Below are 22,054 nucleotides of genomic sequence, written 5' to 3'. Positions count from 1 at the left end.
CTTCCGATCGCCGGAACCTGACCGCTGGGCAGCGAGTGACAGACGTACCTTTCAACCACGGATTCCCTCCGAACCCCTACAACCCGCACGCCTGGATCGTCGGGGAGCCGACCATCGGGACGGGGGTGTGGATCGGCGCGTTCACGGTGATCGACGGGAGCGGCGGACTGAGCATCGGACCCGATTGCGACATCTCCTCGGGGGTCCACATCTACTCGCACTCCACGGTCGCGCGATGCATCTCGGGTCGACGCCGAGACATCGAACGAGCGGCCACCGAGATCGGGAACAACGTCTACATCGGTGCCAACGCCGTCGTGCTGATGGGGACGACGGTGGGCCACCACAGCGTGATCGGTGCCGGTGCGGTCGTGAAGGAGCACACGAAGATCCCTCCCTACAGCCTGGTCGTCGGGGTTCCTGCTCGCGTGATCCCCGGCGGTGCCTCGCGGCTTGCGGAGGCGGAATGACGTCCTCGTCGTCCGTGGGCGAGCGGATTCCGCACGCCTACGCGACGTATTTCGACAGCGGCTATCTCTCCCGCGGGCTCACGCTCATCGAGGGCCTTCGGGCGTTCGGAGACGACGCCGACGTCTGGGTCATGTGCCTCGACGACGCGAGCCGCGAGTTCCTCGACGGGCTGGACGACCCGTCGATCCACACCCTCGCGATCGCCGACCTCGAGGCATCCGAACCCCGGCTGCTCGACGTCCGGTCGGGCCGCTCTCGTATGGAGTACGTGTTCACGTGCACGCCGTTGCTGCTGCGGCATGTGATGCGCGCGCAAGGTGATACCAGAACCGTGGTCACGTATCTCGACGCCGACCTCGGCTTCTTCGCCGATCCGCTGCTGGTGCACCGCCGTCTCGGGGAGGGGTCGGTCGGGATCATCGAGCATCGCTACCCCCCGCGACTCGCGCGCCGGCTCGGGAAGTACGGACGCTTCAACGTGGGCTGGGTCGGGATCCGAGCGGACGCGGCGGGCTTCGAGTGCGTCGACTGGTGGTCGGAACGGTGCATCGAATGGTGCTTCGACACGCCCAGCGAGGGACGGTACGCCGACCAGGGCTACCTGGACGAGTTCCCCTCGCGCTTCGCCGGCGTCGTCGTGCTCCCGGATGCCGGTTTCGACGTCGCACCGTGGAACACCGGTCGCCACGTCCTCTCCAGGTCTTCGGATGGCACCGTCGTCGTCGACCACGCCGACCCGCTGGTGTTCTTCCACTTCCATGGGATCAAGCGCCGCGGCCGGTGGTTCGTGACGAGCCAGCTCGTGTATCGGAGCCCGATGCGACGGGTGCTGCGACGGGACGTCTACGTGCCGTACCTCGAACGGCTGGACCACTGGGATGCGGTGTTGGCCTCGAAGATCACCCCCGTCGTCGCGCGGCGCGGAAAGGGACTCCGCGGCCTGGCGTTCAACGTCGCCCGCGGACTGCTCGACCTCGGCTCGATCCTCTCAGGCAACGCCATTCGTTCTCGTCGGCCCGGCTGAGTCCCGGCCGGCGACGTCGCTCCCGGGCACCGGGAGGGCGGTTACTCGGGACCGCGGTGCGGCGAGAGCGAGGAACTCCTCGTAGTCGTGGATGTAATCGTCCGCGTCGTACGGGTGCGACGCCAGAACGGCCAGTACGGCATCCGGCGAGTAGTCGTACTGCGTACCCCAGGTGAGCGGCGGCATGTACAACCCAACCGACCGTCGGTCCAGTCTGACGACCTCCCTGCGGTCGCCGTCGTCCACCATGGCCTTCACGCTCCCGCGAAGGCAGATCAGGAACTGGTGGCACTCCCGGTGCGCATGGATGCCGCGGGGCTCGCCCTCTGGCACGTCCGAGATGAAGAACACCCGTTCGACCGCGAACGGTAGCTGGCGAGACGTCTCGGCGATGACCAGGGCGCCGCGTGCGTCGACGACCTCGTGCAGGTCCACGAGGCCCGGCCAGGCGGGACGTCCCGTCACAGCTGCTCCAGTGCACGGCGCACTCGGTCGATCTCGTCGTCGCGCATCTCGGGGAAGATCGGCACCGAGAGCACCTCGGCTGCCGCGGCTTCCGTGACCGGCAGCGGCGGCCCGTCGTAGCCGCCCGGGTATCGCTGCCGGTGGTCGGGGATCGGATAGTGCACGTCGCTTCCGACGCCCGACGCCGACAGCGACTGCTGCGCCGCCGCCCGGTCGGACGTGCGGATCACGCCGAGGTGGGCGATGAAGGACTCCGATGCCCGGTTCAGCAGGGAGAAGCCGGGATGCTCGACCCGTTCGTAGGCCCGGTGGATCTCTCGGCGTCGTTCGTTCCACCGGTCCAGGTACGGGAGCTTCACCCGGAGGATCGCCGCCTGCATCTCATCCATCCGACTGTTCCTGCCGTGAGGGACCGCGATGTCGTACTTCCCCACCCATCCGTACTGCCGCATGCGACGCACGGACTCCGCGACGTCCTCGCGGTCGGTGATCACCGCACCTCCGTCTCCGAGTGCTCCGAGGTTCTTCGTCGGATAGAAGCTGACCGTGGCGGCGTCGCCGAACGTGCCGCCTCGGCGCCCCTCGATCGTGGCGCCGAACGACTGGGCGCAGTCCTCCACCACGGCGATGCCGCGATCGTGCGCGGCCCGGACGATCGATTCGATCGGCGCGAGCGCGCCGTAGAGGTGCGTGACCACCACGGCTCGAGGGGGCCGCGACAGCCGGTCGACGGCGTCTTCGAAGGTGGCGTGGCTCATCAGGAGCGTCGTGGGATCGACGTCGGCGAACACGGGCTCGGCGCCGAGCAGGCGCGCGGCGACGCTCGAGTACGCTCCGGCGTTCGCGACCGTGAGCACGGTGTCGCCGGGCACCACCCCGACGGCCGAGAGCGCCAGTTCGAGGGCGTCCGTACCGTTGCCTACGAGGACCGCGTGGGCGGTGCCCACGTACTCGGCGAGTTCCACCTGCAGTGTGTCGTGCTGCGGGCCCATGACGTACCAGCCGCTCGACACGACGTCGTCGATCGCGGCCGCGAGCTGCGCTCGCAACTCGGGCGCGGTACGTGACAGGTCGTTGAATGGGACGTTGACGGGGTGATTCACGTGGTTGCCGCCTTCGCGTGGCGGACTCCGCGACGGGCGGAGCCGTTGGATGTCGACCTCACGATTGGGCCTCGTCCTTCTGGTCGTCGAACGACATCAGTCTGACGTACTCGGCGACCATCGGGTTGTTGCGCATGAGGTGCTTGAAGGTCCCCTGGGCCACGACCCTTCCGTTGTCCATCAGGTACACGTGATCGGCGTGCTGCACCGTCGACAGGCGGTGGGCGATCACGATGACGGTGACCTGACCGTGCAGGCGCGCCAGGCTCTCGCTGATGAATGCCTCGGAGCCGGCGTCGAGCGCGCTCGTCGCCTCGTCCATGATCAGCAGTCGAGGCCGCGTGTAGAGCGCCCGTGCGAGGCCGATGCGCTGGATCTGGCCGCCGCTGAGGGAGTTGGACTGCTTTCCGACCGAGGTCTCGGCACCCTCGGGGAGCGACTCGATGAAATCGGCGAGGAAGGCCGCATCGATCACCTCCTGGAGCCGCTCTCGATCGATGCGCTCGGCGTCGACGCCGAGTGCGATGTTCTCCGCGATCGTGCCGGCCACCATTCCGGGCCGCTGCGGAACGTATGAGACCACGCCCGGCGAGCTCACCCTGAGATCGAGCGGTCGGCTGTCTCCGATCCGCACATCGCCGCTGTCGGGGGTGAGGAGGCCGAGGAGCAGGTCGACGAGCGTGGTCTTCCCGGAGCCCGATGGTCCGATGATGGCGACGAACCGGCCACTGGCCGCCTCGATCGAGACGTCGTCGAGTGCGCGCCGGGTATCGCCCGGATACGCGAAGCATGCGCCGTCGATCCGTACCGACAGGCCCCGGCCGGGCGTCGGGATCTCGTCGCTCGAATGCTCCGGTATCGGTGCCGGGTTCACGTGCGAGGCATGGTAGTCGGACAGCAGGGAGTGCGCCAGGGTCGCCTGCCCGGTGTACAGACGCACGAGTGCCACCGAGTTCTGCAGGGGAAGCAGCGACGCCATGATGCGCATCCCGCCCGTCAGGAACACGCCGATCACGACGACGCCCTCGGCGAGTCCGTTCGTGACGAACTGCTGGGCGACCAGCGCCACCACGCCGACGATGAGCGCGGTCTCGATGATGTAGCGGGGCAGGCCGGACATGAATGCGGCCGTGGCACCGCTCGCGGCGACCTGGTTGCGCGCATCCGACAGCTTCCGCAGGAAGAACGGCTGCTTCGCCATCACCGACACCTCCCGGAACGTGTCGAGCGAATCGCTGATGATGTTGGTCGTGTCGACCGTTCCCTGGGCGACGGCTTCACCGGCTCGTTTGAGCGACCGCCCCATGAAACTCTGGATCAGGACTCCGATTCCGGCGAAGTAGACCAGTGCGAAGATCGCGGCGATGGGGTCGACGACGAGGAACGACACCGAGATGAGGAGCAGCAGGAAGCTCTCGCTCACGATGATCGCGAAGGTGTTGAGGAGCCCCCCGAAGGCCGCCGTCGTGGAGCCGACGACCGCGAACTGGAACTCCGCCTTCGAGTGCCGCCGGATGTCGTCGAGCGATCCGTACATGAGGTGCTCGGCGATGATGAGCGCGTTCCGCGCCTCGATGGAGGCGACGAAGAAGGCCAGCTTGCGGGACAGCAGCACGGCGAGCACGGACTTGCCGACGAAGACCACGAGCACGATCGCGGCGAGGACCGGTACCTCGTCGAGGCCGATCGCGGGCAACTGGATCGAACCGACCTGCATGGGTTCCGCGCTCGATCCGGCATCGCTGACGATCGTCGTGCCGAGGCTGGCGATCAGACCGATCAGGAAGACCCCGACGACGTCGAGCAGCCCCGAGAGGGTGCGCGCGATGAGGAGCGCGAGATAGGTCACGCGTTCCCGGACGGTCATGAACCGGAACGAGATGCGGACGGCGGCGATCATCGGCGCACCATCGCTCCGTCGACGACGACGACGATCATTCGGCGTTGACGGCGACGTCGATCCACGGCGTGCCGCTCGCCTCGAGGGCGGCGATGTCGGCGTCGACCATGATCTGGGCCAGCTGCGGGGTCATCACCCGAGGAGTCCAGCCGAGCAGCTCCGCGGCGCGCGACGAATCGCCCACCAGCGCGTCCACCTCGGTCGGGCGCAGGTAGCGCTCGTCGAAGCGCACGTAATCCTGCCAGTCGAGCCCGACGCGCTCGAACGAGAACTGCAGGAAGTCCCGCACGGTGTAAGCCGTCCCGGTGGAGACGACGTAGTCCGTCGGCTCGTCGTGCTGCAGCATCCGCCACATCGCCTCGACGTACTCGGGTGCATAGCCCCAATCGCGAACGGCGTCGAGGTTGCCCATGAACAGCTCCGACTGCACCCCCGCCCTGATGCGCGCGACGGCTCGGGTGATCTTCCGGGTCACGAACGTCTCACCGCGACGAGGCGATTCGTGGTTGAAGAGGATGCCGTTGACCGCGAACATGCCGTAGCCCTCGCGGTAGTTCCGCGTGACCCAGTAGGCGTAGAGCTTCGCCGCGCCGTACGGGGAACGGGGATAGAACGGCGTGTCCTCGCGCTGCGGCGGCGGGGTGGCGCCGAACATCTCGGAACTCGAAGCCTGGTAGAAGCGGCAGTCGAGGCCGATCATGCGGATCGCCTCGAGGATCCGGATGGTGCCGAGGCCGGTCGAGTTCCCGGTGTACTCCGGCTCGTCGAAACTCACGCGCACGTGCGACTGGGCGGCGAGGTGGTAGACCTCGTGGGGGCGCACGGAATCGAGCAGCGTGACCAACCGCGACCCATCGCTCAGATCGCCGTAGTGGAGGAACAGCCGGGTGCCGGCGACGTGCGGGTCGTTGTAGAGGTGGTCGATCCGCACCGTGTTGAAGGTGGAGGCACGACGGATGATCCCGTGCACCTCGTAGCCCTTCGAGAGCAGCAGTTCGGCGAGGTAGCTCCCGTCCTGCCCGGTGATCCCGGTGATCAGGGCGCGCTTCGGCGCGTTCTCGGTCATGTGCTGCAGCCTCCAGAGTCTTCTCGGCGTCCGATCCCCCGTTTCGCCGCAGTCGAGCCTAGCGCAGCGTGCCTGAGCGCGACCCCGTGCGGCCGGGGCACCCCCAGTGGGGTCTTGTAGGATTCAGGCCATGCCGGCTGATCTCCAACACACGCTGATCGTCATGCCCGCATACAACGAAGAGGCGTCCGTCGGTCACGTCGTGCAGGAACTGTACGAGAAGATCCCGGGCGTCGCCTGCCTGGTCGTGAACGACGGTTCGTCGGACGCCACCTCGTTCGTCGCCCGCGAGGCCGGTGCCCTCGTTGCGGAACTCCCCTACAACCTCGGGGTGGGCGGCGCCATGCGGCTGGGGTTCAAGTATGCGCTGGCGAACGGCTACACGTCGGTCGTGCAGGTCGACGCCGACGGCCAGCACGACCCGGCCGACATCCCGTCACTGCTCGACGAGCTGTCGAGTGCAGACGTCGTCATCGGTGCCCGCTTCGCCGGCGGCGGCCACTACGACGCGCGCGGGCCGCGTCGCTGGGCGATGACGGCGCTCGCGGCGATGCTGAGCCGCACCGCACGCGTCAAGCTGACCGATACGACGAGCGGGTTCCGCGCGTCCGGCCCCCGGGCCGTGCGCCTGTTCGCCGAGCACTACCCCGCCGAATACCTCGGTGACACCATCGAATCGCTCGTGATCGCCGCCCGGTCCGGATGCGTCATCCGCCAGGTGCCCGCCTCGATGCGTCCGCGCACCGGGGGCACACCGTCGCACAACCCGTTCAAGGCGGCCGTATTCCTCGCACGGGTGGGCATGGCGGTCGCGTTCGCCTTCCTTCGGCCTCGTGTCGACATCCCCGAGAGGATCGCACGGTGAACCTTCCGCTGACCCAGTACATCTTCGGCATCGTCGCGGCCCTGTTCGTGCTCGGTGTGGTGATCGAGATGCTGCGTCGCCGACGGCTCCGCGAGCGGCATGCCGTCTGGTGGCTCCTCGCCGGCGTGCTGGCACTCGTCATCGGGATCTTCCCGCAGACGCTGCGCTGGGCGTCGGATCTGGTCGGAATCGAGATCCCGACGAACCTCGTCTTCTTCGTGAGCCTGGTGCTGCTCTTCTTCGTCTGCCTGCAGCACAGCGCGGAGCTCACCGAACTCGAGAGCGAGAACCGGGCGCTCGCGGAGCAGCTCGTGCTGCTCGACCTCCGGCTCCGAGAGGTGGAGGCCGGCACGCCCGGTGTACCGACGAACCCGTCGAGCGGCGACGTCCGGTAACGGGAGCCGACCGTGGTCGAGGAGGACCGCTCCGCGATCAGGACAGTCGGGTGAGATGCGGTCGCAGCTTCACGAGCTGCACGGCGAGGACCGCGAGCTCGGAGGCGGCCAGCGCCCACGCGAGCCCCTCGACTCCGAACACGATCGCCGCCGGCACCATGGTGATCGCGCCGAGCACCGCACCCACCACGGTGCTCTGCGCCAGCGTGCGGGCGAGGCCGAACGCAGTCAGGCAGGCGAACCCGGTCACCTGCGAACCGAGCATCGCAGCCAGGGCGATTCCGAGCGGTATCGACAGGGGGAGGGTCATCGGCAGCGTGCCGCCTGAAAGGAGGTCCGAGGCGAACGGACCGCCGATCGCGTAGGCCGCGCCGCCGAGCACGCCCGAGGCCAGCGCCAGGGCGGTGACCCGCGTCGCGCGGACGGACTGCCGGGACGGGTCGGGATCGGGCACGTATCCCTGCGAGAACTGCACGAACGGCCTGGTCGCGTACAGGGTCATCCGCAGCAGCCGCTCGGCCAACGCGTAGTACGCGGTCGCTGCCGGGATGAACACCTGCACGATGACGATCGGCAGGTTGACGTAGACCGCGGCGGTGGCGGCCATGGTGATGGCCGACGACTGACCTCGCAGCCGCCCGAACGAGGTGATCGGCCGCATGACCCATCGCCCCGCCGGGTACCGGCGCAGGATGTCCACCGTGGCCACGACGCAGGCGAGCAGCGCGCCGATGAACTGAGCGGTCACGAACCAGAGCGCGTCGCCGGTGCCGAGGAGCACGATCGCCCCGACCACCGTGGCGACATTCCGCGGAAGCGTGTCGATGAGCAGGAAGCGGATGGGGCTCGACTCCCCCACGTAGAACCACCCGGCGGACAGCGCCGCCATCAGGCCTCCGGCGACCGTCATCGCTGCCAGCCATGGCTGGTCCTGCGTGAGGAGGACTGCGATGGCGCTCGCCGGACCGATGATCGCGACGAAGAGCCAGCCACGCGTGGCGACCGAGTCCCGGTAGTACTGGCCCCGCTCGGCTTCGGGCAGCGCGGCGGTCGCGGTGGGACCGGTGACGCCCCACCCTCCCGCGACGAACACGAACGCGAAGCCGCCGACCGCCTGCGCCACGGCGATCGTCGCCCAGCTCTGCTCGCCGGCGGCGAGGATCACGACGGGGATGACCGCGATGCTGAGGACGCCGCCGGTCACCACGGCGAGCCCGTATCCCCCGCCGAATCGCAGGAGCGCGCGCGCGCGGGACATCACAGACCTGAGGGGGCCGCGAGGGGACGCGTAGGCCGGCGGACCTCGAGCAGCAGGACCACCACGAGAGCGGCGAACGCGAGCGAACCCACGATCCAGACCACCATGGGCGCGGGCGCACTCGACCACCACCAGTCGGCGTCCGCATTGAGGTTCCAGCCGCCGTTCCCGACACCGCTCGTGTAGCGACGGATGTCGGCGTGCAACGCGGCCGTGAACGCGACGACGAGTACCAGTCCGACGGCGATGAGCTGGACCTCGCCGAACCGCAGGCGGTGCCGGTCGACCCGGAGGAGTGCGATGCCGATGAACAGGATGATCAACGGCAGGAGGTACCTCGGCTGCACGTTCACGCCGACCAGGTCGCGGCTCTGCTGCAGGATGTAAATCGGGAAGGCCGCCAGAGCCAGCCCGATGACGACGAGCGCGACCGTCTTCCGCCACGACTGCGATCTGAGCCCGGCGAAGACGAGAGCGGCCGCGACGGCGAATGCTCCGGTCGAGACCACGTACGGCATGGGCGTGTCGAACCACCCGAGGCTCCACGATCCGAAGACGCCCTCCCACAGCGACGGCACGTTCAGCAGGTTGTGGAGCAGCACCGACGCGGCACTCGGCTTCTCCTCCTGGGATGTCGCTCCGTCGCCGACGCCGGTGGTCGACACCCCCGACTGGGCCGAGGAGAAGTACATCAGGACGGCGACGACGACCATCCCGATCGGCAGCAGCGCGCGAAGCCAGTACTCGCGATCTCGTCGCATCGTCAACAGCACCACCGCGGCGGACGCGATCACCGAGTAGACCGCGGCGTCGCCCCGGGCGCCTGCCGCCATCACGAGCAGCGCGACGGCGAGCACGCCCGAAGCGATGCGCCGCCAACCGGTCGACTCGAAGTACGCGAGCAACGCCAGCCACAGGCTGCCGCCGGAGATGACGGCCCAGGCGCTCGGATTCGTCGACGCGATGAGGAACACCCCGAGCGGGACGGAGCCGGCCAGCCAGGCCAGCAGCAGTGTCGTCCTCCTCGTCACAGGAAGCAGCGCGTAGAGAAGCGTCGTGATGCCGACGAAGAGGACGATGTTCACGGTCCTGATCGCGATGACGGATGCCTCGACCTCGACACTCGCGAACGGGCTCATCACCGCGTAGTACACGGGCGGGTAGTTGTTCTGGAAGTTACCGCGGTCGGTCTCGTCGAGCTCGGCGGCCGCTCTGCCGCTCAGGTCCTCCGCGCACGCCGCGCTGGTCTCGGGTTCGTGGCGATAGCACTCCGAGGCGGACGCGACCTCGGCCGGCACCGCACGGGTGGAGGGATCACCGGTCTCCTCGCAGAGACCTGGTCGCTCGCCGACCCCGCACCAGATGCTCGGGAGGTGGAAGTCGTCGTCGGGGCTCGATCCGACGGGCGAGGCGAACGCCCACGCGAGGAGGGCGATGACGGCGAGGAACGGAGCGAGCGCGAGGAGCGGGGCGCGACGCCGGCGACGAACCGGCTCCGTCGGCTCGGTCGCCTCCGCGGCGGGATGCCCGACGTTCATGCGCGCGCCCGCGAACTGACCCGATCGGCTGCCACCGCCGACGCCCACCGCACCGGATAGATCCATAACGGACTGAGCGGCTGGAGCCACCGCGGCAGGTGACGTCGCTTCACCGCCTCGGACTCGAGCGAGGAATTGCGTCGGTTCGCGACCGTGAGCGAGTCGGGATGCCACCGGAACGCCGAGACGGATTCCCGCGTGAAGACGAACCGACCGTGCGAGCGGAGCGTCAGGAACGCATCGAGATCCATCGCGAAGCGGAGTTCCACGTCGAAGCCCCCGATCGCCTCCAACGCGTCGAGGCGGACGATGGTGCCGGGGTGCGGGATGAGGTCGGGCCCCCATGGCAGCAGGAACTGCGCGAGGCGACCGGCGTTGCTCACGGCGAGGGTGCGCCCGGTCGGGTCGATGTAGTCGCATCCGCCGTACGCGAGGACCGCGTCGGGGTGCTGCTGGAGCAGCGAGCGGAGGCGTGCAAGGCCGCCGGGCCGGAAGAGGTCGTCGTCGCCGATCCACGCGTAGTACAGCTCGGTGGTCCTTGCCGACAGCCCGCGATTGATGGCGGCGGAGATGCCCTCCTTGGGGTCGTCGATGACGACCGCTCCGGCCTCTGCCGCGAGGCTGCGGGCGTCGACGGCCGTGGGAGGTGCGACCACGACGAGCGTGAGCGGCACATCGCGACGCTGGGCGTCGACGGAGGCGAGGGTTTCGGCAAGGGTGTCGAGTCGGTCGCCGAGGGTCGGCAGGACGACGAGGATCTCTGAGGGAAGCATCGAGAAGAGTGTACGGGGCCTCACTCCGGGGACCCGGCCCCGGCGCCGGGCTATCCTGTCCTGTGGCGCATCCGCCGCAGCCGACCTGAGGAGCACCGAACGGTGAACAGCACAGCCGAGACCGACGTCCGACCCCTCGACCGGGCCGCGAGGGTGTTCGTCGCGGGTCACACCGGGTTGGTCGGAGGAGCGATCTGGCGGCAACTCGTCGATCTCGGCTTCACCGATCTCATCGGTCGCCGTTCGACCGAACTCGACCTCCGCGACAGGGACGCGGTCTTCGCGTTCATGGAGCGGGAACGGCCCGCCGTCGTGATCGACGCGGCCGCCCGGGTCGGCGGGATCCTTGCCAACAACACGTACCCCGCGGAGTTCCTGAGCGACAACCTCCAGATTCAGGTGAACCTCATGGATGCGGCGAACGCGGTCGACGTCGACCGGCTGCTCTTCCTCGGATCGTCGTGCATCTACCCCAAGTTCGCCGAACAGCCCATTCGGGAGGACTCGCTGCTCACCGGCGCCCTGGAGCCGACGAACGATGCCTACGCGATCGCGAAGATCACCGGGATCATGCAGGTCCAGGCAGCACGCCGGCAATACGGCCGCAAGTGGATCTCGGCGATGCCGACGAACCTGTACGGGCCGGGTGACAACTTCCATCCCGAGCATTCGCACGTCCTGCCTGCGCTCATCCGGCGTTTCCACGAAGCCAAGCTCGCCGGGGCCGGGGAGGTCGTCATCTGGGGCACCGGCACACCGCTTCGCGAGTTCCTCTACGTGGACGACCTCGCCTCGGCCGCCGTACACCTCCTCGAGCACTACGATTCGCCGCAGACCATCAACGTTGGCGTCGGCGAAGACATCTCGATCGCCGACCTGGCCGCGAAGATCGCAGCCGTCGTGGGCTACGAGGGACGTGTGACCTACGACACCAGGAAGCCCGACGGGACTCCGCGGAAGCTGTTGGATGTCTCGAGGATCAACGCACTCGGGTGGCGCGCCACGACCACCCTGGATGCCGGCCTGGCCGCCACGTACGACTGGTACCTCTCCCACCTCGACGCGCTTCGCTCGAGCTGAGGCGATTCGCGCCCCGGGGCGTGGCGACCAACCCTGCGGGTGAGCCTGTGCGATCGTGAGGCATGGGGTTCGGGCGGGGACGGAACTCGCGGGTGCGACGACTGCTGGTGTCGCTGACCGTCGCGTGCCTCGCCGCCTCGGCCCTGGTATTCGTTTCATCGACCGGTCTCGCGCCGCCTCAGACTGAGGCGCAGGCAGCGGACGCCTCGCAGTTCCGGGCGGGGAACCTCATCAGCGATGCGAACTTCTACAACGGCTCGGCGATGACCACCGAGCAGGTCCAGGCCTTCCTCACGGCGCAGGTGCCAACGTGCCGAGCCGGATACACCTGTCTGAAGGACTACGCCGCGGCGACGCCGTCCAAGCCCGCCGAGAGCGGCAACTGCGCGGCGTACTCCGGTTCGGCACGGGAGTCGGCGGCGAGCATCATCACGCGGGTCGGACAGGCGTGCGGAATCAGCCAGAAGGCAATGCTCACCCTGCTCCAGAAGGAACAGGGACTCGTCACGGACTCCTGGCCGACGGATCGCCAGTATCGAAGCGCAACCGGGTACGGCTGTCCGGACACCGCGGACTGCGACGCGACGTACTACGGGTTCTTCAATCAGGTGTACATGGCGGCGCTGCAGTTCAAGCGCTACGCGGCGAACCCGACGAACTGGAAGCACGTCGCCGGCCGCACCAACTCCATCCTGTACCACCCGAACGCGGCATGCGGGTCGAGTTCCGTCTTCATCGAGAACACGGCCACGGCCGGACTCTACAACTACACGCCGTACCAGCCGAACGCTGCCGCCCTCGCCAATCTCTACGGCACCGGGGACGCGTGCTCCGCGTACGGGAACCGGAACTTCTGGCGCATCTACACCGACTGGTTCGGCTCGCCCACCGGGGTGCCGCCGAGGGGCGCCTGGAACACGGTCTCGGGCGACGGCGGCGTGACGGTCACGGGCTGGGTCGCCTACCCCGATGCCCCGACCGAGGTGGGCAACGCGATCGTGCAGATCGGCTCGAACAGCTACACCCTCCGCGCGGATGGACCGAGCCCGGGGGTGAACGGCGTCATCCCGGGCGCGGGCGACAACCACGGCTTCGCCGGGACCATCCGGACTCCGCCGGGCGACTACTACGTCTGCGTCTCAGCATCGACGCGATCAGGTGGTCAGCTCCTGCTCGGATGCCTGAACCTGACGGTCCTTCCCGCCCCGGTCGCGGAATGGACCACCTCGCATGGGGATGGCGGCGTCACGGTCACCGGGTGGGCGGTCTACCCGAACGCCCTCGCGGAGACGGCCCGTGTGTCCGTCGCCGTCGGCCCGACGCGTTTCACGCTCACTGCGGACAAGCCTTCGGATGCCGCGGCTGCACGCTTCCCGAGCGCCGGCCGCATGCACGGGTACTCGGGGACCGTTCCGGTGCCGCCGGGAACGCATCCGGTCTGCGTGTACGTCCTGCACCGAAGCGTCGGCGAATCGCTCGTCGGATGCCTCACCCAGACGGTGACCCAGGGTCCCATCTCCGAGTGGTCGACCTCGACCGGGACCGGCGGCGCCGTGCGGGTCACCGGGTGGAGCTTCTATCCCGACGCACCGACGACGACGGTGCCCATCTCCGTGGACATCGACGGCACGCGGCACAAGGTGTCGGCCAACTCGCCGAGCCCCGGCCTGGACGCCCGGTACCCGGGTGTCGGGGATCGACACGGGTACACGGCTTCGATCCCTGCGACGGTCGGGAACCACCGGGTCTGCGTGTACTCGACGCACCGTTCGGTCGGAGAGACACTGCTCGGATGCCTCACCCAGTACGTCGAGCCGGTGAGGGCGACGGCGGAGTGGTCGACGTCGACCGGCGTGGGCGGTGCCGTGCAGGTGTCGGGCTGGGCGTTCTACACCGACGACCCGACCAGGACGGTCTCCGCGGCGGTGTACATCGACGGGGTCCGCACGCTCGTGCCCGCCGATCAGCCAAGCCCCGGACTCAACTCGAGATACCCGGGCGCCGGCGACAACCACGGCTACCGCGCATCCATCCCCGCCTCACCAGGCAACCACCGGGTCTGCGTCTACGCGGTGCATCCGACCGCCGGCGAAACCCTCCTCGGATGCCTCACCCAGAACGTCACCACCGGACCGGTCGCCGAATGGTCGACCTCCACCGGCACCGGAGGTGCCGTCACCGTCACCGGTTGGGCGTTCCACCCCGACGCACGAACCGAGACCGCGACCGTCACCGTCTCCATCGACGGCGTCCGCCACCCGCTGACCGCGAACCAGCCCAGCCCCGGACTCGACGCCAAGTACCCCGGCACCGGCGACAACCACGGCTACCGCGGATCGATCCCCACCACAACCGGCAACCACAACGTCTGCGTCTACGTCCTCACCCGAGCCGGCGCCGAACAACTCGTCGGATGCCTCACCCAGTACGTCGAGCCGGTGAGGGCGACGGCGGAGTGGTCGACGTCGACCGGCGTGGGCGGTGCCGTGCAGGTGTCGGGCTGGGCGTTCTACACCGACGACCCGACCAGGACGGTCTCCGCGGCGGTGTACATCGACGGGGTCCGCACGCTCGTGCCCGCCGATCAGCCAAGCCCCGGACTCAACTCGAGATACCCGGGCGCCGGCGACAACCACGGCTACCGCGCATCCATCCCCGCCTCACCAGGCAACCACCGGGTCTGCGTCTACGCGGTGCATCCGACCGCCGGCGAAACCCTCCTCGGATGCCTCACCCAGAACGTCACCACCGGACCGGTCGCCGAATGGTCGACCTCCACCGGCACCGGAGGTGCCGTCACCGTCACCGGTTGGGCGTTCCACCCCGACGCACGAACCGAGACCGCGACCGTCACCGTCTCCATCGACGGCGTCCGCCACCCGCTGACCGCGAACCAGCCCAGCCCCGGACTCGACGCCAAGTACCCCGGCACCGGCGACAACCACGGCTACCGCGGATCGATCCCCACCACCACCGGCAACCACAACGTCTGCGTCTACGTCCTCACCCGAGCCGGCGCCGAACAACTCGTCGGATGCCTCACCCAGTACGTCCAACCCTGATCGCGAGCGATCACCCGCGACGCCGGCCCGGTGCCTCAGCCCTTCGCCACCTCGTCGAACGTGCGCTGCCATCGCTCGCTCGAGGTGATGCCGCCGAGCGCGGCGCGGTACTCGCGGGAGAGCTCGGGCCATCGTCGCCGCATGAGGCGAGCCATCCGGATGCTCCGGCTCAGGAGGGTTCGGAACCGACGCGGATTCCGTACGTGCCAGCTCACCGCCGAGCCTTCGGCGTTCGTGATCAGGACGCTGTCGTACGCGGGCACCGAATGCCAACGCGCGTCCTGGTAGGGGAGGTGCGCGTCGGGCCGCTCGGACGCACCTCGATGCGGTCGGCTCCATGAATGCCGGACCACCTGACGCGCCAGCCACCACACGAACCCGAGCCCCGTCGGTCCCGTCTCGACGGTGCCCAACTTGACGGACGGGACCTCTCGGGCAGCGAAATGCGGGATCGTCGCGAAATCCCGGATCGGTTGCGCCTCCGTGAACCCGGCAGCCGACGCGCGCACACGGGCGAGGCGATCCACCATGTCGGTGTGGAGGCGCTCGGGTCCATCCAGAACGCTCTGGATCGCCGCATGTTTCATGGCCACGGTGTAGTAGTCCATGGTGAGCAGGTTCTTGAAGTCCTGAGCGAGGAACGCCCGGCCGAGCCGCCCGCCACGGGCATGCGGCGAATGCAGGAGCGCGGCGATGAGGCGATTGCGCGCGTGGAAGAAGCCCTGCCAGTCGTGGGAGTCGTCCTTGTCCACCCATGAGACGTGCCAGACGGCGGCGCCGGGGAGGCTCACGGTGGCGTATCCGGCCTCACGAGCGCGAAGCGAGTACTCGGCGTCGTCCCACTTGATGAACACCGGCAACGACAGCCCGATCTCCCGGACGATGGACACCGGGATCAGCGACATCCACCAACCGTTGTAGTCGACATCGAAGCGACGATGCATCCACCGGGTCTGGCGGAGGTTCGACTCGGCGAAGTCGTGTCGATCGGGCGTCAGGGGCCCCCAGATGAACGGGCTCCACTGGATCCCCTCCGCGAAGGCGTGCAGCTTGGCCTTGTCGTACATATCGAACATGTGCCCGCCGATGATGGTGGGCGTACGGCAGTGGTCGGCGAACCTCACGGCGCGCCGGATCGCCTCGGGCTCCACCTCGACGTCGTCGTCGAGGAGGAGGACGTAATCGGATTCCCCCGCCTCGCTCGTCTCGAGCATGCCGCGGGCGAAGCCTCCCGAACCTCCGAGGTTGGCCTGCTCGATCACCTCCAGGCGATCGCCCAGGATTCGTCTCGCCTCCGCATACCCTGCGTTGTCGACGATCTTCTGGCTGCCCTGGTCGACGACGATGATCCGGTCGATCAGTTCCATCACGACCTCATCGCTGCCGATGGCCGAGAGCAGCGCGGTGCAGTAGTCGCCACGGTTCAAGGTCGTGATCGAGATCGTCGCGCCCCCACGCTTGGCCGCTTCGCCCGCCGGTGCGCACCAGTCCGCCTCGAGGAGCTCGAACGGAATCTCCTCGGCGTGAAGGTCGAACCAGAGCCAGCCACCGTCCAGGAACGATGAGAAGGGGATGCGGAACACCGATTCCGACTCCCCCGACACGTTCGCACCATCGACGCGCTGGATGACCCCGCGCGCATTCGACCGGTAGACGACGATCTGGCCGGAACCGCGGGTGCGGACGCGGAGTACGACACCGCTCAGCGAGGTCCACGCGTTCCAGTAGCTCGCAGGGAACGCGTTGAAGTAGGTCGCAAGCGACAGTTTCTCGTGCGCAGGCACCCGGAGACCACGCCGTCCTTCGAGCCATCCGCTACCGGATCTGCTCGTGAGACGGAGGGGGGCGCGCGCGTGCCCGTCCTCGAGGAAGCCGCGCGCCCTCGCGAGGCGCTCCTTGGCGGCGTCCGCCACTGGGAGCACGGCCCATGCCTCGGGGTCGATGTACAGCGGGAGCGCCTGCGGGTCGCCGTGTTCGGGGAACACGACCCGCTGGAGCACCTCGAGCGGTTCGACGGATCCGGCCGCCCTCGTGCGCGCCATCAGAGCGCTTGCCTCAGCTTGTTCTCGAACATCGAGAGCGCCGAGCCGATCGCCATGTGCATGTCGAGGTACTGGTAGGTGCCGAGCCGGCCGCCGAAGAACACGCCCGGCTCCTCCTTCGCGAGCTCCCGGTAGGAGAGCAGGCCCTCGCGATCGGCTGCCGTGTTCACCGGGTAGTAGGGTTCGTCGCCACGTTCGGCGAACCGTGAGAACTCCCGCATGATGATCGTCTTGTCGCGCGGATACTCGCGCTCGGGGTGGAAGTGCCGGAACTCGTGGATCCGGGTGTAGGGCGTGTCGAGATCGGCGTAGTTCATCACTGGGGTTCCCTGGAAGTCGCCTACTTGGAGCACTTCGCGTTCGAAGTCGAGGGTGCGCCATGTGAGCGCGCCGTTCGCGTAGTCGAAGTAGCGGTCGACCGGTCCGGTGTAGACGACCGGGACCTGCCCGACCGTCGCTGCCTTGTTGATCGGCTGCGAGACATCGAAGAAGTCGGTCGACAGGCGGACCTCGATGCCGGGGTGATCGGCCATCCGCTCGATCCAGGCGGTGTACCCGTCGGTCGGCAGGCCTTCGAACGTATCGTTGAAGTACCGGTTGTCGTAGGTGTACCGCACGGGCAGCCGACTCACGACCTCGGCCGGCAGGTCCTTCGGATCCGTCTGCCATTGCTTCGCCGTGTAGTCGCGGAAGAACGCCTCGTACAGCGGCCTCCCGATGAGCGAGATCGCCTTCTCCTCGAAGTTGCGGGCCTCACCGGTCTCGAGTTCGGCGGCCTGCTCCTGGATCAGGGCCCGCGCCTCCGCGGGGCTGTAGGCGCTCCTGAAGAACTGGTTGATGGTGCCGAGGTTGACCGGCATCGGGAACACTTCGCCCCGGTGCGTGGTGTACACCTTGTGCTGATATCCGGTGAACGTCGTGAACCGGTTGACGTAGTCCCAGACCGACGGGTTCGAGGTGTGGAACAGGTGCGCGCCGTAACGGTGCACCTCGATCCCGGTCTCGGGATCCACCTCGCTGTACGCGTTGCCGCCGATGTGGTCGCGGCGATCGATGACCACGACCTCGAGCCCGAGCTCACTCGCCGCCCGCTCTGCGATCGTGAGCCCGAAGAACCCGGATCCGACAACGACGAGGTCAACGTTCACATTCATCCTTCACAGCGAGATCGGGCGAGCCGAATGGCAATCCTACCGTGGAGCCGGCTCCAGCTCGGACGCGTCCGTTCGCGGAGCAGTCGCTTCGGGGCCGTCTCCGTCGCGCGATACGGCGGCCAGCGCCAGCGCATCCATCCGCCCGGCCGGCGACCCGTCCTGCGAGGTCCGGCGCCGGCGACCGTGCCTCGTGAACAGGATCCACGCACCGGCGAAGATCACGATCGACGCACCGGCGGCGACCTGGAGTTGCCAGCCCGGCGCCCAGTACGAGACCGTCACGACGCGACCCTTTGTGCCCTCGTCCAGGTCGAGGGTCATGAGGAAGTCCTCGACGCGTTCGTCGGCGATGGTCGCGCCGTCGACGCGGTACCCGGGCCAGGTGATCCGACTGAGGGCCACGCTTCCACCGGCGTCACCGATCTCCTCGACGCGGAAGGAGGCGCCCATGGCGTCGTTGTGCAGCATCTCGATCGTCGTTCCGGGCGAGGTCCAGACCACTCCGCCCGAACCGTCGACGGGCGACTCCCTCACGATGAGCCGGGTGTCCTCGGTGTCCTCCGCGATGCGCCAACCCTCGGGCACCGGCTTCCAGACGCGCTCCGACACCCCGATCTTCACGACCTGGACCGAGCTCACGCTCAGCAGGTCGACCAGGGGCAGGCCGGTGTCGGGCTGGCGGTCGAACAGCGTCTCGTAGAGTTCCGTGCACGTCACGCCGTTGTAGGCCATGCACGTGGCCTCGGCGTACGGCGCATAGAACACGGACGTGTAGGCGTTCTGGACCGGCTTCCCGGTCACATACCAGAGGTTCGATACGACGGATTCCGACCAGGGGAACGTCGTCTCCTCACCGACGCCGGGCCCGCCGACCACCAGGATGTCGCCGTGGACGGCCGTCGTCAGCTGGGTCCGGTAGTCGGCGATCTTCGTCGGAACCCCGTACTCGCGCACCGGAGCCTGTCGGTGCGTCGAATGCTGCGGGAAGAGCAGCACGAGCCCCACCGCCACGATGCCGATCGCCGCGACCACCGTGGCATGCCCCTGGAGCGGACCGCCTCGGATCCCACCGAGGAGGGGAAGCCCGCGCTCGCCGAACATCCGGTAGAGCACCCAGATGCCGACCAGTCCGAGCACGGTGATGGCGAGGTACACGTTCCGGAACTGCGGCGCCTGGGTGAAGGCGAACCACACGCTCAGCGCATACCACGCGGTTGCCGCGAAGTAGCGACGTCGGGTGACGACCTCGAGACGCGCCGACGACATCGCGATGGCGAAGATGACGAGCACGCAGAGCGCAAGGTAGGGCATGAGCCGGACGGGGAAACGGAGGGGCCCGACATCACTCGGGAGTAGCACGGCGAACGTCGCGACGCCGAGGACGATCACGACGCTGATCCGCGAGCGCAGCAGTCCGACGAGGCGCGACCACCGTACGAACGCGAGCAACGGGAGGAACCAGGCGATGTAGAAGATCGGCGCGTTCGGCCCGCCTTCGAAGAAGTACCGCATGGTGGGAAAGGCGACGGCGCTCGCCGCCGCCGCGAGATCCGTCAGGTCGACCGTCAGCAGACCGGTGTTGAACAGCCCGCTCGACCGCCCGCTCACGGGCGACGTGAGCAATGCCGGGAGATGCACGATCACCGCGAAGAGCCCCGCGAACACAGCGGTCATGAGCGTACGGAGGACTGCGCCTCTTCCGTGCACCAGCGCCGACTCGATCAGGGTCGCGATGAGCACGACGGCGAGGAAGAGCGTCCCATGCACGTAGCCGATGCCGATCATGGCGAACGCCGCGGCGACGGCCGGGAACACGGAGGCACCGCGAACCGCGGCTCGCCGGATGAGCCACCACGTCAACGGCAGCAGCGACCAGGCCATGAGGCCGTTGACCCACGAGGGGGCATCCATGTAGAGCGTGAAGCCGGCCAGCGGCGCCGCGACGGCCACGACGGCCGCCCACGGACGACTGGCGCTGAACTCGCGAGAGAGGAGGTAGACGCCCAGACCTGCGACCAGCATGCACGTCCACTTCACGATCGTCGAGAAGACGACGATGTCGGGAAGCAGATGCGAGGCGAGTCCGACGGCCCAGAGCACGGGACTGAAGATGCCCCAGGCTCCTTCGGCCAGGTAGTTGCCCGACTGCCACACCGTCGGATTGATGAACGACCAGTCGCCCTCGAGGATGCGGTCGCCGATCTTGTACCACTGCCCGAATGCTCCGGCCTGGGTGTCGTCGGCGAAGTAGAAGGTCGGGTAGTAGAGGAGGGGGATCGCGGCGCCGACCAGGATGGCCGCTAGGGCGGCGAGCGGCCAGGCGAGTTTCGGCTTCACCCGAGGATTATCCCGCACCTCCGACCGGGTCAGCGTCCGCCCAGCGGACCGCGGGTATCCTGTCGGTCGAGCGTTCGCAGAGCAGGAGTCCCTTTCCGATGAGTTCCGAGGTGTCCAGCATGGCCGTCGAGACCCCTCAGCCACCGGCGGGCATGCAGGGTTCGCCAGGCCCACTCCTGCGACTCATCCGCAACCAGAAGGTCGCGTTCCTCCTCGTCGGCGGCACCAACACGGTCGTCGGCTTCCTCTTCTTCGTGTTCTTCGAATACACGATCGGCCAGATCTGGGGCTACCTCGCCACCCTGGCGTTCGCCCACGTGTTCAGCGTGCTGTGCGCCTTCGTCCTGTACCGGACCTTCGTGTTCAAGGTGCGCGGTCATGTGTTCCGCGATCTCGGGCGATTCGAGCTCGTGTATCTCGTCTCGCTCGGCATCAACGCCGCGCTCCTGCCGTTGCTCGTGGAACTCGGTGGATTGGCGGTGATCCCGGCGCAGGCGCTCATCGTGGTCGTCACGACCCTCGTCAGCTACTTCGGGCACCGCGGCTTCTCGTTCCACCGGCCGGGCTCCCTCACTGGCGAACGGCCCTCCGAAAGCCCTGCCGCATCCGGGGATGCGGGCGCCGCGAAGCCGCTCGTCTCGATCGTGATCCCGGCGTACAACAACGCCGAATACCTCGCCGACACGATCGATTCGGTGCTCGCCCAGACGTACCCGAACCTCGAGGTGATCATCGCAGACCACGCGTCGTCCGACGGGACGCTCGCGGTCATGCGCCGGTACGAGGACGACGAGCGCGTGACCCTCCTGGAAACCCCGGCCGGCGGCGGGGCACTGCGGAACTGGAACCGCGTGAGCCGAGCGGCGAACGGCGAGTACCTCAAGCTCGTCTGCGGCGATGACCTGCTCGATCCCGAGATCGTCACGGCACAGGTGGCGGCGCTCGCCGGTACTCCCGGGGCCGTGCTCGCAGCGTCGGCACGCGACATCGTCGATGCGAATGGGCAGCCGGTGATGACCGGGCGTGGCCTCCCCGGCCTGCTGGGCCGGCACCGGGGAGTCGATGCGATCCGGTCGACGGTCCGTCATGGCACCAACGTCTTCGGCGAACCAGGATGCGTGCTGATGCGCCGAGACCAGCTCGAAGCGGTCGGCTGGTGGGACTCGCGCTGGCCGTACCTCATCGACGAGGCGACCTACGCGAAGGTCCTCCTCCGAGGCGACTTCGTCGGTGTCCCCGGATCGCTTGCGGGGTTCCGCATCTCCGACAGCCAATGGAGCGTACGTCTCGCGAAGCAGCAGGCCGAGCAGGCGATCGGGTTCCACCGCTGGCTCCACGAGCAACATCCCGACGTCGTCGGACGCGTCACCCTGACCGTCGGCAACGCACGCGCGCGCCTGATGGCGACGCTTCGACGGTTCGCCTACGTCTACCTCGCTCGACGGATGTCGCGGGCCGGCGAGTCGACGCCCCGAGGTGCCTCATGAGCGCTGTCGGGTTCGGATGGGGCGAGGTGTCGCT

General features: G+C 68.2%; 17 protein-coding genes. 7 read left to right on the top strand and 10 right to left on the bottom strand.

Annotated elements, in window-relative coordinates; translation table 11 throughout:
- The first annotated feature begins 35 nt into the window (after positions 1-35).
- On the top strand, positions 36-470 hold the full coding sequence (locus AB0K73_RS11345) for an acyltransferase (RefSeq protein WP_360512494.1): 435 nt from the start codon (positions 36-38) through the stop codon (positions 468-470).
- Complete coding sequence (locus AB0K73_RS11340) at positions 467-1,495, top strand: hypothetical protein (protein WP_360512496.1); 1,029 nt, start codon at positions 467-469, stop codon at positions 1,493-1,495. The genes AB0K73_RS11345 and AB0K73_RS11340 overlap by 4 nt, the downstream gene beginning before the upstream one ends.
- Here AB0K73_RS11340 and AB0K73_RS11335 read toward each other — a convergent pair.
- The 4 genes from AB0K73_RS11335 to gmd are packed head-to-tail and all read right to left on the bottom strand — an operon-like array spanning position 1,460 to position 6,029.
- Positions 1,460-1,930 carry an FdtA/QdtA family cupin domain-containing protein gene (locus tag AB0K73_RS11335; protein WP_360512498.1) on the bottom strand — a complete coding sequence of 157 codons (471 nt, stop codon included), beginning with the start codon at positions 1,928-1,930 and terminating at the stop codon, positions 1,460-1,462. The genes AB0K73_RS11340 and AB0K73_RS11335 overlap by 36 nt on opposite strands.
- Positions 1,931-1,956: 26 nt before the next feature.
- Positions 1,957-3,063, bottom strand: a complete 1,107-nt coding sequence (locus tag AB0K73_RS11330; RefSeq protein WP_360512500.1) for a DegT/DnrJ/EryC1/StrS family aminotransferase — start codon at positions 3,061-3,063, stop codon at positions 1,957-1,959.
- 58 nt (positions 3,064-3,121) lie between these two features.
- Positions 3,122-4,963, bottom strand: coding sequence for an ABC transporter ATP-binding protein (locus AB0K73_RS11325; RefSeq protein WP_360512502.1), 1,842 nt, complete (start codon positions 4,961-4,963; stop codon positions 3,122-3,124).
- Positions 4,964-4,997: 34 nt separating this feature from the next.
- Positions 4,998-6,029, bottom strand: coding sequence for a GDP-mannose 4,6-dehydratase (gmd, locus tag AB0K73_RS11320; protein WP_360512504.1), 1,032 nt, complete (start codon positions 6,027-6,029; stop codon positions 4,998-5,000).
- Positions 6,030-6,159: 130 nt separating this feature from the next.
- On the opposite strand from gmd, the gene AB0K73_RS11315 reads away from it, so the two are divergent.
- Together AB0K73_RS11315 and AB0K73_RS11310 are read left to right on the top strand one after the other, a co-directional pair.
- Positions 6,160-6,894 carry a glycosyltransferase family 2 protein gene (locus AB0K73_RS11315; protein ID WP_360512506.1) on the top strand — a complete coding sequence of 245 codons (735 nt, stop codon included), beginning with the start codon at positions 6,160-6,162 and terminating at the stop codon, positions 6,892-6,894.
- Positions 6,891-7,289 carry a DUF2304 domain-containing protein gene (locus tag AB0K73_RS11310; protein WP_360512508.1) on the top strand — a complete coding sequence of 133 codons (399 nt, stop codon included), beginning with the start codon at positions 6,891-6,893 and terminating at the stop codon, positions 7,287-7,289. The genes AB0K73_RS11315 and AB0K73_RS11310 overlap by 4 nt, the downstream gene beginning before the upstream one ends.
- Before the next feature lie 37 nt (positions 7,290-7,326).
- On the opposite strand, the gene AB0K73_RS11305 is transcribed toward AB0K73_RS11310, so the two are convergent.
- From AB0K73_RS11305 to AB0K73_RS11295, 3 genes are read right to left on the bottom strand one after another with little or no spacing between them, the layout of a single operon-like run.
- Positions 7,327-8,547 (bottom strand): hypothetical protein, encoded by a 1,221-nt coding sequence (locus tag AB0K73_RS11305; RefSeq protein WP_360512510.1) that lies wholly within the window; start codon positions 8,545-8,547, stop codon positions 7,327-7,329.
- Positions 8,547-10,151, bottom strand: coding sequence for a DUF2142 domain-containing protein (locus AB0K73_RS11300; RefSeq protein ID WP_360512512.1), 1,605 nt, complete (start codon positions 10,149-10,151; stop codon positions 8,547-8,549). Before AB0K73_RS11300 ends, AB0K73_RS11305 begins: the two co-directional genes overlap by 1 nt.
- Positions 10,082-10,858, bottom strand: a complete 777-nt coding sequence (locus AB0K73_RS11295) for a glycosyltransferase (protein WP_360512514.1) — start codon at positions 10,856-10,858, stop codon at positions 10,082-10,084. The genes AB0K73_RS11300 and AB0K73_RS11295 overlap by 70 nt, the downstream gene beginning before the upstream one ends.
- Before the next feature lie 102 nt (positions 10,859-10,960).
- Here AB0K73_RS11295 and AB0K73_RS11290 point away from each other — a divergent pair, with 102 nt between their 5' ends.
- Together AB0K73_RS11290 and AB0K73_RS11285 are read left to right on the top strand one after the other, a co-directional pair.
- Complete coding sequence (locus AB0K73_RS11290; RefSeq protein ID WP_360512516.1) at positions 10,961-11,938, top strand: GDP-L-fucose synthase; 978 nt, start codon at positions 10,961-10,963, stop codon at positions 11,936-11,938.
- 92 nt (positions 11,939-12,030) lie between these two features.
- Positions 12,031-15,000, top strand: coding sequence for a hypothetical protein (locus AB0K73_RS11285; RefSeq protein WP_360512518.1), 2,970 nt, complete (start codon positions 12,031-12,033; stop codon positions 14,998-15,000).
- Positions 15,001-15,035: 35 nt separating this feature from the next.
- Here the strand turns inward: AB0K73_RS11285 and AB0K73_RS11280 are convergent, their stop codons facing one another.
- The 3 genes from AB0K73_RS11280 to AB0K73_RS11270 are packed head-to-tail and all read right to left on the bottom strand — an operon-like array spanning position 15,036 to position 20,533.
- Positions 15,036-17,042, bottom strand: a complete 2,007-nt coding sequence (locus AB0K73_RS11280) for a glycosyltransferase (protein ID WP_360512520.1) — start codon at positions 17,040-17,042, stop codon at positions 15,036-15,038.
- On the bottom strand, positions 17,042-18,190 hold the full coding sequence (gene glf / locus AB0K73_RS11275) for a UDP-galactopyranose mutase (protein WP_360512522.1): 1,149 nt from the start codon (positions 18,188-18,190) through the stop codon (positions 17,042-17,044). The genes AB0K73_RS11280 and glf overlap by 1 nt, the downstream gene beginning before the upstream one ends.
- A gap of 42 nt (positions 18,191-18,232) precedes the next feature.
- Positions 18,233-20,533, bottom strand: coding sequence for a hypothetical protein (locus AB0K73_RS11270; protein ID WP_360512524.1), 2,301 nt, complete (start codon positions 20,531-20,533; stop codon positions 18,233-18,235).
- A gap of 119 nt (positions 20,534-20,652) precedes the next feature.
- On the opposite strand from AB0K73_RS11270, the gene AB0K73_RS11265 reads away from it, so the two are divergent.
- Positions 20,653-22,020: a glycosyltransferase gene (locus AB0K73_RS11265; RefSeq protein WP_360512526.1), complete on the top strand. Its 1,368-nt coding sequence runs from the start codon at positions 20,653-20,655 to the stop codon at positions 22,018-22,020.
- Positions 22,021-22,054: the final 34 nt, after the last annotated feature.

Source organism: Agromyces sp. NPDC052230, assembly GCF_040679595.1.
In the GTDB taxonomy this organism is placed as follows: Bacteria; Actinomycetota; Actinomycetes; order Actinomycetales; family Microbacteriaceae; genus Agromyces.
Note: the sequence above shows the minus strand (reverse complement) of the source record. Positions and strands in the feature narration are given on the sequence as shown.

What these genes read in the sequence shown, in the direction of transcription:
- AB0K73_RS11340 (WP_360512496.1), top strand. Translation starts at nt 467, where the DNA reads ATGACGTCCTCGTCGTCCGTGGGCGAGCGGATTCCGCACGCCTACGCG.
- AB0K73_RS11325 (WP_360512502.1), bottom strand. Translation starts at nt 4,963, where the DNA reads ATGATCGCCGCCGTCCGCATCTCGTTCCGGTTCATGACCGTCCGGGAA.
- gmd (WP_360512504.1), bottom strand. Translation starts at nt 6,029, where the DNA reads ATGACCGAGAACGCGCCGAAGCGCGCCCTGATCACCGGGATCACCGGG.
- AB0K73_RS11315 (WP_360512506.1), top strand. Translation starts at nt 6,160, where the DNA reads ATGCCGGCTGATCTCCAACACACGCTGATCGTCATGCCCGCATACAAC.
- AB0K73_RS11305 (WP_360512510.1), bottom strand. Translation starts at nt 8,547, where the DNA reads ATGTCCCGCGCGCGCGCGCTCCTGCGATTCGGCGGGGGATACGGGCTC.
- AB0K73_RS11300 (WP_360512512.1), bottom strand. Translation starts at nt 10,151, where the DNA reads ATGGATCTATCCGGTGCGGTGGGCGTCGGCGGTGGCAGCCGATCGGGT.
- AB0K73_RS11295 (WP_360512514.1), bottom strand. Translation starts at nt 10,858, where the DNA reads ATGCTTCCCTCAGAGATCCTCGTCGTCCTGCCGACCCTCGGCGACCGA.
- AB0K73_RS11280 (WP_360512520.1), bottom strand. Translation starts at nt 17,042, where the DNA reads ATGGCGCGCACGAGGGCGGCCGGATCCGTCGAACCGCTCGAGGTGCTC.
- AB0K73_RS11265 (WP_360512526.1), top strand. Translation starts at nt 20,653, where the DNA reads ATGGCCGTCGAGACCCCTCAGCCACCGGCGGGCATGCAGGGTTCGCCA.